We start from the raw sequence: 12,328 nt of genomic DNA, 5'->3' as shown, positions 1-12,328 counted from the left end.
TTTATTTGGTGGGGACGGCGGGAATCGAACCCGCGACCCACGGCTTAAAAGGCCGCTGCTCTACCGACTGAGCTACATCCCCAAAGGCAGGATCTGGCGAGACAACCGCCAAGGCTGCGTATTATCGGGTGCAGATGGATACTGGTCAAGGCTAAATCATGGCAGCGCCTGCCGTATCACCAGAATGATGATCGAAGACAACAGGTATAGAGGTTAATCAGAACCTCGGGCCGGGTAGCCGTGCCGATGCAATTCGCTCAAATCACCCGCGAATAGCGTACTGCTTTTTGCGTGAGATAGGCGTCGAAGGCCATGCAGATGTGGCGGATCAGCAGTCGTCCCTGCGGAGTGACCGTCAGGGCATGGGCGTCCATTTGCAGGAGTCTGTCACGTTCCATGGCCGCCAGGGCGGGCAGACTGGCCGCGAAATGTCGATGGAAATCCAGATCGAACTGCCGGTTCAGTGCGTTAAAATCCAGGCTAAAGTCGCAGATCAGGCGGGTGATGATGTGGCGGCGCAGCAAGTCTTCGTCGCTCAGGCGCAGGCCGTGCTCTACCGGTAAGTGACCGCTGTCCAGGGTGGCACTCCAGGCGTCCAGGTCCTTGATGTTCTGACTGTAAGTTGGGCCGACCATGGCGATGGCGCTCATCCCGAAAGCCAGCAGATCGGTCCCGGCATGAGTGGAGTAGCCTTGAAAATTGCGATACAGGCTGCCTTCCCGCTGCGCGATGGCCAACTCGTCGTCGGGCAGGGCGAAGTGGTCCATGCCGATATAGAGATAGCCCGCCTGCTGCAGGGTGGTGATGCTCTCGGCGAGGATGCGTAGCTTGCTGTCCGGGCTGGGGATGTCCGCATCAAGAATGCGCTTTTGCGGCGGGAAGCGTTCCGGCAGGTGGGCGTAATTAAAGACGGAAAGACGATCCGGGCGCAAGGCGAGAACCGCTTCCAGGGTCTGGGCAAAGCTTTCCGGGGTCTGCAAGGGGAGTCCGTAGATCAGGTCGAGGCTGACGGAGCGGAAGCCAAGTTGGCGCGCTTCATCAATGACGCCTGCCGTAAGGGCAAAACTTTGTTCGCGATGCACCGCTTTCTGCACCGCCGCGTCCAGATCCTGGACCCCGATGCTAATGCGGTTGAAGCCAAAGTCGCGGAGCAGGCGGAGGGTGCCGGGCTCCAGGGCGCGTGGATCGATTTCGATGCCATATTCGCCTTGGTCATCCGGGAGCAGATGGAAGTGTTTGCCGATGCTGTCCAACAGGAAGGCTATATCATCGCGGCGCAGGAAAGTGGGCGTGCCGCCGCCGAAATGCAACTGATCCACGGGGCGGCTGCCGTCAATGTGTTCCCGCGTCAGGGCTATCTCCTGATCCAGATGGGCGACATAGGCCGTCCCCCACTCGTGATGACGGGTCACCACCTTGGTGCAGGCGCAGTAAAAACACAAATGCTCGCAGAAGGGGATGTGAAAGTAGAGGGAAAGCGGACGCCCGCTGGTATTGGAGTCGTCGAGCGCGCCTTGCAGTGCCTTTTCATCGAAATCTGCGCAGAAATGGGGGGCGGTGGGGTACGAAGTGTAGCGTGGCCCTGGCTGGTCGTAGCGACGGATAAGTTCTGGGTCAAAAACAAGCTGTTGAGTGTGATTTATGGTCATCGCTGCTGGGCTCCGTCAAATACGTGTCAGATGGCGATCATACGCCCGGAATATCTTTTACCCCAAACAGGTTGGCCGCGACGCTGGCGCGGATTTCCGCGAGAAATGCCTGCATGTGCGGCTGTTCCGCCTGCTCTGCCATGGTGGCCGCTTGTAGGGTTTGCCAGAGACCCCGCGGTCCGAGGGGAATGGCGCGCACGTAGTTTTTTTCCCCGTAGCTTCCCACTGCCCAGGCAGGTAGCGCGGCGATGCCCTGCCCGGAGGCCACCAACTGGAGGATGATGACGGTCAGTTCGGCATGCCGTCGGCGCCAGGGCTGCACACCCGCCGGCTGGAGGAACTCGCGGAAAAGGTCGAGGCGACGATCTTCCACCGGATAAGTAATCAGTGTTTCTTCCAGAAAATCCTCAGGGGTCAGGAAACTGCGTTCCGCTAAGGCATGCCGTGGATTGACGAGGGCGACGACCTCATAGGCAAAGAGTGGATGCAGGAGAATATCGGAGGCCATGGCATCGGGCGCAGTGAGCACGGTGAGATCGGCCTGATGATTCTGGAGCAGGGGCAGGGGATCCTGCTGAAAGCCCGAAACCAGATCCATTTCCACATCCGACCAGTTCTCGCGAAAGTGGTCCATGGCGGGTGTCAGCCAATCAAAGCAGGTATGGCATTCGACGGCAATACGCAGGCGACCGCTGTTGCCGGCTGCCCGCCGCCGCAGTTCTTCCTGCATCTGCCGAATGCGTGGCAGTACTTCCCGGGCTACGGCCAATAAAGCCTCTCCGGCGGGGCTTAGGCGCAACTGCGCGCCGTGTTCGCGGTCGAGCAGGTTGACGCCATATTCCGCCTCCAGCCCGCGTAACTGGTGCGAAAGCGCCGATTGCGTCAGATGCAGGCGCTGTGCCGCAGCCGCCAGGCTGCCGAACTGGGCGACGGCCTCAATGGTGCGCAGGTGGCGAATTTCCAGGGGCATACGGGTCTCGGTGTTCGATAAATCCACTTCGCAGTGTCCCACGACCAGCCGGCAATGCAAAGACTTTTGGGTTTGATGAGGTGGTGTGAATGGTTCACTGTTTAGAAGATGCTGTCACAAAAAGTTCATTAAACTGTCATCATGTTGTCATATTGCCCCGTTATTATGGCGAGGATCGTTGCAATAATACCTAAAGAGGAGGTCACTGTGTTCACCAAAAACCGTATTGCCATCGCTATGGTTGCTGCCCTGTGCGGCGTCAGTGCTGCCGCACAGGCTGAAACCCTGACGGACTTTTTCAAGCAGAGTAAGATCGACGGACAGATCCGTTCTTATTATTTCAGCCGTGATTATGGCGCCACCGGCCCCAACACCTTCAATCAGAACGCCTTCAGCCTCGGCGGTATTCTGAATGTGCAGACTGCGCCTTTCCTGGGTGGCTTCGGGGTTGGCGTCAGTTTCTACACGGCCAATGCCCTCGGGGCGAATAACTTATCCGGCGCACCGACCTATCCCCACCTGGATTCCACGCTGATGGGGCCGCAGCAGTCCATCAATGCCCTGGGTCAGGCTTACATCCAGTATGCCCTTCCCAAGGTCCTGCTCGTCCGTGCGGGTGACCAAGTCATCAATACCCCTTGGGTGAATAACTCCGACTCGCGTCTTTTACCGGCCACTTATCAGGGCGTTTTCGCGGAGGTATCTCCCTATTCTGACTGGCACATCTATGGCATGCGCATCTTCCGCTGGAAAAGCCGTACGTCGTCAGGCTACTACCGGGATAACCTCTATGACCCAGCCACCTTTGATGGTGATTCCATGTATGGTGGTTCTGGTACACCGGTGATCACGGGTTCTTCACCTGCGACCAATGGTGTCTTGGCTTTCGGTACCAGTGGCAGTCTTATGGGGGCCAAAGCCCAGGTCTGGTATTACGACTACTATCAGTTTGCCAAAAGTGTATATGGCGACGTGAATTACACCCTGAAGACGGGCACCGGCTTCGATCCTTTCGTGGGCGCCCAGTTCAACCGCCAGTGGCAGAACAACAGCCTGCTGGATGGTTCGAATATCAACAACTCCCCGATCACCGCGACCTCGGTGAACAGTACGGCCTGGGGTGCGCAGGTGGGTTTGAACTACGCGGCTTTTAATAATGTGCTGGGAAATGGCCAGCTAACCTGGTCTTACAATGAGATTTTAGCGCATCCCGGTGCGGTGGGTGGTGGTGCCATTATTTCACCCTATACCGCGGGCTATGCCACAGATCCCCTCTATACGACCTCCATGATCCGCGGTCTGGTGGAACTCGGACCGGGCAATGGCTGGAAGGTCAAGTGGACTCAGAATCTCCTCGACAAGCGCTTCCTGTTCATGGCTGCTTTGGCGCAGTACCACACCTATTATAACGGTGTCAGCAATGACGCCTATGTGGATCTGACGTATTTTGTTCCGGGCATGTTCAAAGGTCTGTCCATTCGTGACCGTGTGGAAGTGGCCAATGGTCTGGACGCCTATAACGGGCTCCAGGGTAATGGTGCCGGTTTCAACAAAGGGCATTCCTTCATCTATAACCGGGTGATGCTGACCTACGCATTTTAACGACTCCTCCTCGCCTCTCTCCGCCCCGCTGGTCGGGGCTTTTTTGCGCCCGTTTGGTGATTACCCTGGATACAGTTGCCGGATGACCCGATCCGGGCTGAGGTCTTCCATACAGCGATGATGCTTGAGGGGGCACTCGCGCTTGCCACAGGGGCTGCAGGAGAGATCCAGGCGCAGGGGCTGCGCACCGGGTGAAAGAGGCGGCGTCATTTTGAGAGGGGTAGGGCCATATAATGCAATCACCCTGCTGCCCACCGCGCCAGCGACATGCATCAGGCCGGAATCGTTGCTGACAGTAATCGTTGCGAGAGAGAGTAGATCGATGGCTTCCAGCAACGTGGTCTGGCCACCCAGATCAAGCACTGCGGGGACGGCAGAGGCGATGGCCTGAGTGATTTCCGCATCCTTGGGGCTGCCGAACAGCCAGACGGCATGGCCGCCCTGGACGAGGGATTGGGCCAGGGTAATCCAGTGACGTACCGGCCAGCGCTTGGCCGGGCCATATTCGGCACCGGGCGCCAAGGCGACCAGTGGCCGTTGTGGTATGGAGATACCGAGTCGCCGCAAGGCTGCGGCACGGGCTCCGTGGTCCACCTGCAAGCGGGGGGCGGGTAGTTGTGTGGGCTGGGGCAGACGCAGCGGCAGGCCGAGGGCCACGAAGCGGTCCACGGTGCGTGGTAGTTTCCTTTTGTTCAGGTGGCGACGATCATTGAGCAGCAAACGGCGGCCTTCGCCGGAAAAGCCGGTGCGGGTCTGGATCCGCGCCCAATACGGGATGAGGGCGGACTTAAAGCTGTTGGGCAGGCAGATAGACCAGTCGTAGTCCTGCTCCTGCAATTGTTTTGCTACCTGCCGACGCCGGCGTAAGCCGAGTTGGCCGTGGCCGATGTCCAGCGGTATGGTGTGTCGCACTTCGAGCATGCGTTCTGCCACAGGGATGCTGGCGGGTGGTGCCAGCACATCCACCTGCAAGCGCGACCAGCGGCGGCGCAGCACTTGCAACAAGACTTGCGCCATGACCATATCTCCTACCCAGGCGGGTCCGATCAGGAGCAGACGGGCGGGATCATAGCTGTGAGCGATGCGGGTGTTGTGTGGAATGAAGGCTTCATATTCGTCGTAGGGCGGTTCTGATTCGCCCATTTTACTTGCCAATCAGCATGATCAGTGCTTCCACCGAGATCAGGATGATAATGATCCACTCCAGAATGGTCTCCCGATGATGACGACTGGCGACGATCATGACTTCCAGCCCCTCATGAATCGCGTCGAGCTTTTCGTCGAGGGCGCGAAAGCGGCTGGTGAGTTCCAGGTCGGCGGAGAGCTCGCGGGAGAGTAGTTCCAGGCCTGGTGTCTCCCAGACAATGTCGGGATTGTCCAGCACCGCCAAACGGGAGAGGATTTCGGTGCGGGTGGCGGAAGTCGAGGCGAGAAAGCGCAGATGGCCGCCGCGCCGTCCCGGCAAACGCCCGGTACGAGTCACTTCCGAGAGCAGGTTCAGCGTGGTTTCCAGCAGGTTTTCGACGGCCTCTTCATGAAGTTCCAAGGCGAGGCTCTGGGCCAGGCGCAGGGCCACGAGGAGGATCCGTTCTTCGTCGAGATTTTTGAGGGTGACGCCATCGCGGCCCACGCCATCGCGCTCGCCGACCCGGAGCGCCAGTTCTTCGACCTTGGGGTTGGCGATGGGGGTGAACTGCGTCTGCACGGTAGCGATGACTTTTGCCTGTAGCGCCGGTCCCGCGCCGAAAAAGCAGAGGACGCCGGAGCGGAAGAGTACCACCCAGGTGTCTCCCTCGCGGAGCAAGCGGTGGGCGGGCGTGTTTTCTACCAGGTCCATCTCAAAATCTTCGTGCCAGCTTTTGAGGGAAATATGACGCACCGGCTGGATGGCGTGGAGGATGCTGTTCAAGGTTCAGGCCGTGGGGAGCAGTTTGCCGGGATTGAGGATATCATCTGGATCAAAAACCTGTTTGATGGCGCGCTGGATGCTGAGGTTTCCCGGACTGAGTTCCAGCGGGACATAGGCACGCTTGCTGCTGCCGATGCCGTGTTCGCCGGAGATGGTCCCACCCAGCACCAGTACGGTCTGGAAGAGTTTTTGCAGACCGTACTGAGCACGGCGCATCTCGTCCTTATCCTGGGGGTGGACCAGAAAGTTGACATGCAGGTTGCCGTTCCCGGCGTGTCCGAAGCTGACGATATGCAGGGACTGCTCTGCGACAATCCCTTCGATGGCTACCAGCAATTCGCGCAGACGGCTGACCGGCACGACCACGTCCTCATTGATCTTGAGTGGTGCCATGGCCTTGGTGGCGGGGGACAGGGACTTGCGTGCCGCCCATAGATCGGCGATGGCAGCGGCGTCAGTTGCTTCCAGAACCTCCAGATTCCCCTCACCCGCCAGTGCCGCGCGGATCGCCCGCACTTGCTCGGGAATAGTGACCGCCTCGCCATCCACTTCGACCATCAGCAGGGCATCGCTGCCCGCGGGCAGGTCGCTGGCCGCGCCCATGGCGCGCACGGCAGCCAGGGCATGGGGATCCATGAGTTCGAGCGCGCTGGGGGTATTGTGCTGTGCCATGACCCGCTGTACTGCCGCACAGGCACTCGCCGTGTTGCTGTAGGCGGCGCGTAGGGTGGCATTGGCGGCAGGCAGTGGCAGCAGGCGCAAGGTAGCCTCGGTGATGAGGGCGAGGGTGCCTTCGCTGCCCACCAGCAGGCGGGTCAGGTCATAGCCGACCACACCCTTGCTGGTACGGACCCCGCAACACAGCGTTTCGCCAGTGCCGGTGACGGCGCGCAAACCCAGTACATAATCGCGGGTGACTCCATATTTTACGGCGTGGGGACCACCGGCATTCATCGCCAGATTGCCGCCGATGCGGCAGTAGGGGCTGCTGCCGGGATCAGGGGGGTAGAATAGGCCATCGGCCCGTACATGGGCGCTGATCGCGGCCGTGATGCAGCCTGCTTCGACGGTGATAGTGCGGTCGACCATACTGTAATTGCAGATTTTTTGCATGCACTCGAAGCTGATGACGGCGCTGCCGGGCACCGGCTGCGCCCCGCCGACGTTCCCGGAACCTGCTCCGCGCGGGACGAGGGGCAGGTGATGGCGTCGGGCAATGCTGACAATCGCCTGCACTTCTTCGTGGTTGTGGGGGAAGAGCACCATCACCGGTGCGCAGCTCCCCGGTGTTTCGTCGCGGCTGTAAACAGCGATGGTATCGGCATCGTCGCGCACCCGCTCAGTATCGAGGGCGGCGCGCAGAGCGGGGGTGATGGTGCTGACGTTCATGGCTGGCTCTCCCGGATTTTTTGCAAGAGGGCGGTGGTGCTCCGCTCGTGGCGGAAAGGAATGCTGAGTACCCGCCCGCCCCTGGCCTGCACCCAATCGGCACCGACGATGCGTTCTGCTGGCCAGTCGCCACCTTTAATCAGGACGTCGGGTTGAAGATGCTGGATAAGTTGCAGCGGGGTGTCCTCGTCAAACAGCGTGACAAAATCCACTGCCTGTAATCCGGCGAGCACCGCCATGCGGTCCTCTTCACTGTTGACCGGACGGTCCGCACCCTTGCCAAGGCGGCGCACCGAAGCGTCGCTGTTGACGCCTACCACCAGACAGGCACCCTCGGCGCGGGCTTCGGCGAGATACTGCACATGGCCCCGATGCAGCACATCAAAGACACCATTGGTAAAGACCAGCGGCCGCCGAAAGGCGCAAGCCGCCCGCAACCTCTCCCCGTCGCGAAACACCTGACCAGTGCGAAACGCGGGCGCGGGCGCGTGGTCCGCAAAGCTGGCATCCACACCATTGCAAAGGGCGTGAATGAGGACGAGGTGGACTTCCTGAATACGCGCGGTGTTCCGTTCCGGCACGCGCAATTCAATGTCCGCAGGGCGCAGGAGCGGCGCGAGTTGCCCGCCTTCCTTGCCCGTAAGGGCGAGTACCCACATGCCGCGTTGCTGGGCGGTAAGAACCGCGGCGAGCACATTGGTGGAATCGCCCGAGGTGCTGAACGCGACCAGGCAGTCGCCGGGACGACCCAACGCCTCGACTTGGCGGGCAAAAACCTGTTCGTAGCAGGCATCATTGGCGATGGCTGTGACTACACTGCTGTCGGTGCTGAGGGCGATAGCAGGCAGAGCGCGGCGCGTCGTCTCAAAGCGGTTGATCAGTTCCGAGGCCAAGTGCTGGGCATCGCCGGAAGAACCGCCGTTGCCGCAACTGAGCACCTGCCCGCCGGCTTGCAAGGTGGCAATCAAACGCTGGCTGGCTTGCGCGAAAGGCGCTGCCAGCGCCGCCGCCGATTTTTCTTTGCAGACGATGCTGGCGTGCAAGGCGGCATCCATCCAGTCATTGGTGGTCATGGGCTGGGTACTCTAAAGGCATCACGAATCCAGTCTGCCGGGGCATCCCCGTCGAGGGCAACAACATCAAAGCGGCAGGGACGTAACCCATGCTGAGGGTTATGCAGCAGAAAATATTCAGCGGCGCGGATCAGCCGTTTTTGCTTGCGCCATGTGATGCTGGCCGCCGCACCTCCCTGCCGGTCATGGGTGCGCTGGCGCACCTCCACGAAGACCAGGGTTTCGCCATCGAGGGTGATGATGTCAATTTCTCCCATCCGGCAGCGATAGTTGCGTGTCAGGGGATGCAGCCCGTGTCCGGTGAGCAGAGCGACGGCGCTGTCTTCACCCTGCTGACCTAAATGCTGGCGTGGTGATGGCATGATTCAGGTACCCGGCTTGGGCACTCCCGGCAAAGGCATGATCTGGCCATTCTCCACTTCCATCCATTCCATGTCACGTATGATCTGGTTGCTGGCGCCAAAGCGGAGAATGCCGGTGGCGCCGTGCAGACTGCCCGTCATGTTTTTATCCAGAATGCGCTCCGCCATCCGGTAAGCGTCGAGTCCAAAGGCCGCCATGCGCCATTGGGTATCGCTGGCGTTGGGCAACGCGGTGCGCAGCAGCGGCACTGCCTCCGGCCAGCTTTGCCCGGGGTTGATGATCCAAGGCATATCGACGGACTCGATGCCGGAGAGCCCTTGTGCGTCGCTGGGTAAGGCGGCACCATGCAGCAGCGCCGGACTGAAAATAGGCACGCTGTTATTGATCAGCCGGATAGAGGAAACAGCCGCGTTGGCATTTTTCGCATCGGTGACCAAAAAAACAAAGCTGTCTTGCCCCGGTGATCTGCTCAGGAGCTGTTGCGCTTCATCGGTGAGTGCGTGTCCTGGCAGATAGGTGGCGACACCGCCGACCTCACCGCCGAGCTTCTTCCAGAGTGCGATAAAGTCTGCCTGAATGGCGGCGCCACTGGAGTCCTGCGGATAAAGCACGTAGGCACGACGATAACCCGCCCCATAGCTCTGGGCGGCAATTTGCCGGGCGGCAACGTCACGGCTCAGACTCAGGGTGTAGAGCCCCGACTGCTGCACACCAGGCGCCCCTCCGAGGGCGATGACGGGTGGATTGGAAGGTTTTCTGACGACGGCTACGGCGTTGATATCCTGGGGCAGCCAGGGGCCGACAAAGACTTTGCACCCCTCTTTCATCCCACGTTCAAAGAGAACGGCGGTGTAACTGGGGTTGCCGGTGGTCCGCAGGACACGCACGGCAGGACCAGATTGTAATTGCGCCGCAGTTTCCATTCCGGCGGTGATGGCTTGGGAGAGGGGCGCATAGGGTCCGCTGAAGGGTAACAGGGCGCATATACTACCGCGCGCCGGGTTGAGTGCAGAGCTGTCAATGGTGGTCGCAGTATGGTCCGAGAAGTTTATGGGGGGATGCCCTGGATGCGCCGCCAGCCAGGTTTTGATCGCCGCCTGCCGCTGCCGGGGATCGGGATTCTGCCGGGTGATCAGGGCAACAGCGAGCCACTCCTGCACCAGGGGGTTGCCGCTGCGTCCTTGCCAGTTCTGAAGTTTCGCAGCCGACTGCGAGTCAAGGAGAGCACGAATACGACGATGATTTTCGGCGGCGTCGTTGCCGCTCAGAAAGCTGTCCCCTTCGATCAGGAAGTTCAGTGCAGTGAGTTCGTGACCTTCCTGGGTGTAGAGCGTGGCCAGGGTACCCATGGCCTGAGCACGCACTTCCTGGGGCGTGCTGGCGATGGTCAGCAGTTCTTCGAGGCTGCCCTTGGCACTGGGCGTCTGCCCCTGGTCCATGAGTCCCTGAGCACGGACCCAAAGCGCCGCACCGCGCAGCTCGGCGTTGTTACGCTGCAAGCGCAGCACTTCGTCAGCCAGCAATATCGCAACCTGCGGTTTTTGTCCCTTCAAAGAGGCTTGCGCGGCTTCCATCAGATAATGGAGCTGGGTTTGTCCCCTCGCCTCGGCGGCCGCGTGGATATAGTCCTTGGCCGCCGCCAGATCGTGTCCTGTGGCCGTGAGCTGACCGGCGCGCTGCGCCATCGGTGTTTGAGGGGCGCTGGTCGTTGTTGCGACAGGCGCCGGCGCCGGATTCGACGAGGGGGGCGTCTTCTGTGGCATACTCGCGCAAGCGCTCAGGCCCGTGGCCAGGGCCAGAGTCATCAGCAGGCGTAAAGAGGTCTTTAGGGCTGGAGAGGGCATCATGGGCAGAGTGTATGGAGAAAGGCGAAGGTGTTCAATGACCGAAACACGACCTCGACTGGGGGTGCGGTGATGCATGACCATCCTGAACCCACGGAGGGCTGTGCCGGGCAACTGACCATTATCGCCACCCCTATCGGCAATCTCGATGATCTTTCATTGCGTGCGCAGTGCGCGATTAGCGCGGCGACGCTGATTCTGGTCGAGGATCGTCGCCACGCCCAGCGGCTCTTTCAGCATCTGGGTGTGCAGCCCAAGACCCTGGCCCTCCACGAGCATAACGAGAGGGCGCTGGCCCCGCAGATTGCCCGGCGTATTGCCGCTGGGGAACATATCGCCCTGCTGTCAGATGCGGGGATGCCGCTGATTTCCGACCCCGGTTTCCCGCTGCTGGCCCTGCTCCGCGCGCAGCAGTTGCCGGTAACCATCATTCCGGGTCCCAATGCCGCGCTTGCCGCGTTGGCACTGTCCGGTCTGCCCAGTGATCGCTTTAGCTTCGAGGGCTTTTTGCCAGCTAAAGGGGGTGCGCGGCGGGCGCGATTACAAGCCCTGCAACCGGAGTCGCGCAGCATGATCTTTTATGAGGCGCCGCACCGGATCAGTGAGACCCTGGCGGATATGGCTGAATTATGGGGTGCAGATCGCGCGGCGGCGCTGTGCCGGGAACTGACCAAGATGTATGAGGAGTGTCTGCGGGACGACCTGGGGGGGTTGGTAGCGTTGCTGCAGGCGCATCCGGACAAAGTGCGCGGCGAAATGACGCTGGTGGTGGCGGGAGCGCCGGAACAGACTCAGGAAGATGCTGATGCCGACCGTCTACTCGGTCCCCTCCTCGCTGAACTGCCGCTGGCGCAGGCGGTGCGCATCGCGGTCGGTCAGAGCGGCATGGCGCATCGGTTCCTCTATGCGCGCGCTTTGGCCTTGACTTCTGCGTAAGGCCCCGCTTAAATACGGCCTCTTGGCCCAGGTAGCTCAGTCGGTAGAGCAGAGGACTGAAAATCCTCGTGTCGGCGGTTCGATTCCGTCCCTGGGCACCATACAATCAATACGTTATATATTTGCTGTTGACAATCCTCTGCTCCTCAGGTACAGATTCGGTACAGTGCTGAATCTGGACGGAGGAGATTTGTGTTATGGCCACGATAGTCAAAAACCCGGCGGGAACCTGGAAAGCGGTGATTCGCAAGCAGGGTTGGCCAACGGCCGCGAAAACGTTCCGGACCAAACGGGATGCCGAAGACTGGTCCCGTCAGACTGAAGATGAAATGGTGCGGGGGGTTTATATTCAGCGAGCGCCCTCTCAGAAACTCTCGTTGGACATGGCACTGGATCGCTATCTGCGCGAGATTACCCCGACCAAGAAAGCGGGTGGCTCTCAGCGGCGCGATCATACGAGTGCAAAAGCACTGCGGGCACGCTTGGGCAAATATGCCTTGGCTGCGTTGAATCAAGAGATCATTGGACGTTACCGGGATGATCGCCTGGCCGAGGGTCGTGCGGGCAATACGGTGCGTCTGGAACTCGCCCTA

Annotated in this window: 10 protein-coding genes, 2 tRNA genes and 1 pseudogene; 4 read left to right on the top strand and 9 right to left on the bottom strand. The window is 60.4% G+C overall.

What is annotated here, in order from left to right; genetic code table 11:
- Window positions 1-6: 6 nt before the first annotated feature.
- The 3 genes from M7F93_RS08995 to M7F93_RS08985 all read right to left on the bottom strand — a co-directional run bounded on the left by M7F93_RS08995 (window position 7) and on the right by M7F93_RS08985 (window position 2,646).
- Window positions 7-82: transfer RNA gene (locus M7F93_RS08995), tRNA-Lys, on the bottom strand.
- Window positions 83-257: 175 nt separating this feature from the next.
- Complete coding sequence (hemN, locus tag M7F93_RS08990) at window positions 258-1,649, bottom strand: oxygen-independent coproporphyrinogen III oxidase (RefSeq protein WP_298172229.1); 1,392 nt, start codon at window positions 1,647-1,649, stop codon at window positions 258-260.
- A gap of 37 nt (window positions 1,650-1,686) precedes the next feature.
- A complete protein-coding gene (locus M7F93_RS08985; RefSeq protein WP_298172226.1) occupies window positions 1,687-2,646 on the bottom strand; it encodes a LysR family transcriptional regulator in 960 nt (319 codons plus the stop codon).
- 180 nt (window positions 2,647-2,826) lie between these two features.
- On the opposite strand from M7F93_RS08985, the gene M7F93_RS08980 reads away from it, so the two are divergent.
- Window positions 2,827-4,221: an OprD family outer membrane porin gene (locus M7F93_RS08980; RefSeq protein ID WP_298172223.1), complete on the top strand. Its 1,395-nt coding sequence runs from the start codon at window positions 2,827-2,829 to the stop codon at window positions 4,219-4,221.
- Window positions 4,222-4,281: 60 nt separating this feature from the next.
- Here M7F93_RS08980 and waaF read toward each other — a convergent pair whose 3' ends face one another.
- From waaF to M7F93_RS08950, 6 genes are read right to left on the bottom strand one after another with little or no spacing between them, the layout of a single operon-like run.
- The gene (gene waaF, locus M7F93_RS08975; RefSeq protein WP_298172220.1) at window positions 4,282-5,364 is read right to left on the bottom strand and encodes a lipopolysaccharide heptosyltransferase II; all 1,083 of its coding nucleotides are present in this window, start codon (window positions 5,362-5,364) and stop codon (window positions 4,282-4,284) included.
- A 1-nt stretch (window position 5,365) separates the two neighbouring features.
- Complete coding sequence (locus tag M7F93_RS08970) at window positions 5,366-6,130, bottom strand: RMD1 family protein (RefSeq protein WP_298172215.1); 765 nt, start codon at window positions 6,128-6,130, stop codon at window positions 5,366-5,368.
- Window positions 6,131-6,133: 3 nt separating this feature from the next.
- Window positions 6,134-7,519, bottom strand: a complete 1,386-nt coding sequence (locus M7F93_RS08965) for an FAD-binding oxidoreductase (RefSeq protein WP_298172212.1) — start codon at window positions 7,517-7,519, stop codon at window positions 6,134-6,136.
- Window positions 7,516-8,592, bottom strand: coding sequence for a D-glycero-beta-D-manno-heptose 1-phosphate adenylyltransferase (gene rfaE2, locus M7F93_RS12050; RefSeq protein WP_298172209.1), 1,077 nt, complete (start codon window positions 8,590-8,592; stop codon window positions 7,516-7,518). The genes M7F93_RS08965 and rfaE2 overlap by 4 nt, the downstream gene beginning before the upstream one ends.
- On the bottom strand, window positions 8,589-8,954 hold the full coding sequence (locus M7F93_RS08955; RefSeq protein ID WP_298172207.1) for a YraN family protein: 366 nt from the start codon (window positions 8,952-8,954) through the stop codon (window positions 8,589-8,591). Before M7F93_RS08955 ends, rfaE2 begins: the two co-directional genes overlap by 4 nt.
- A gap of 3 nt (window positions 8,955-8,957) precedes the next feature.
- Window positions 8,958-10,877, bottom strand: coding sequence for a penicillin-binding protein activator (locus tag M7F93_RS08950; RefSeq protein WP_298172204.1), 1,920 nt, complete (start codon window positions 10,875-10,877; stop codon window positions 8,958-8,960).
- Here M7F93_RS08950 and rsmI point away from each other — a divergent pair.
- From rsmI to M7F93_RS08935, 3 genes and pseudogenes are all read left to right on the top strand, one after another.
- Window positions 10,872-11,735: a 16S rRNA (cytidine(1402)-2'-O)-methyltransferase gene (gene rsmI, locus M7F93_RS08945; protein ID WP_298172201.1), complete on the top strand. Its 864-nt coding sequence runs from the start codon at window positions 10,872-10,874 to the stop codon at window positions 11,733-11,735. The genes M7F93_RS08950 and rsmI overlap by 6 nt on opposite strands.
- A gap of 25 nt (window positions 11,736-11,760) precedes the next feature.
- Window positions 11,761-11,836 (top strand) — tRNA-Phe (locus M7F93_RS08940).
- Between the two features lie 96 nt (window positions 11,837-11,932).
- Window positions 11,933-12,328, top strand: a pseudogene (locus tag M7F93_RS08935) (hypothetical protein); the annotation flags it as partial.

The organism is Acidithiobacillus sp. (genome assembly GCF_027322205.1).
In the GTDB taxonomy this organism is placed as follows: domain Bacteria; phylum Pseudomonadota; class Gammaproteobacteria; order Acidithiobacillales; family Acidithiobacillaceae; genus Acidithiobacillus.
The sequence above is the reverse complement of the archived record's forward strand: the minus strand, read 5'-3'. Positions and strand labels throughout refer to the sequence as shown.

Bases quoted from the DNA above. Each gene is read 5' to 3' on its own strand.
- hemN (WP_298172229.1), bottom strand. From the start codon at position 1,649: ATGACCATAAATCACACTCAACAGCTTGTTTTTGACCCAGAACTTATC.
- waaF (WP_298172220.1), bottom strand. From the start codon at position 5,364: ATGGGCGAATCAGAACCGCCCTACGACGAATATGAAGCCTTCATTCCA.
- M7F93_RS08965 (WP_298172212.1), bottom strand. From the start codon at position 7,519: ATGAACGTCAGCACCATCACCCCCGCTCTGCGCGCCGCCCTCGATACT.
- rfaE2 (WP_298172209.1), bottom strand. From the start codon at position 8,592: ATGACCACCAATGACTGGATGGATGCCGCCTTGCACGCCAGCATCGTC.
- M7F93_RS08955 (WP_298172207.1), bottom strand. From the start codon at position 8,954: ATGCCATCACCACGCCAGCATTTAGGTCAGCAGGGTGAAGACAGCGCC.
- rsmI (WP_298172201.1), top strand. From the start codon at position 10,872: ATGCATGACCATCCTGAACCCACGGAGGGCTGTGCCGGGCAACTGACC.
- M7F93_RS08950 (WP_298172204.1), bottom strand. From the start codon at position 10,877: ATGCATCACCGCACCCCCAGTCGAGGTCGTGTTTCGGTCATTGAACAC.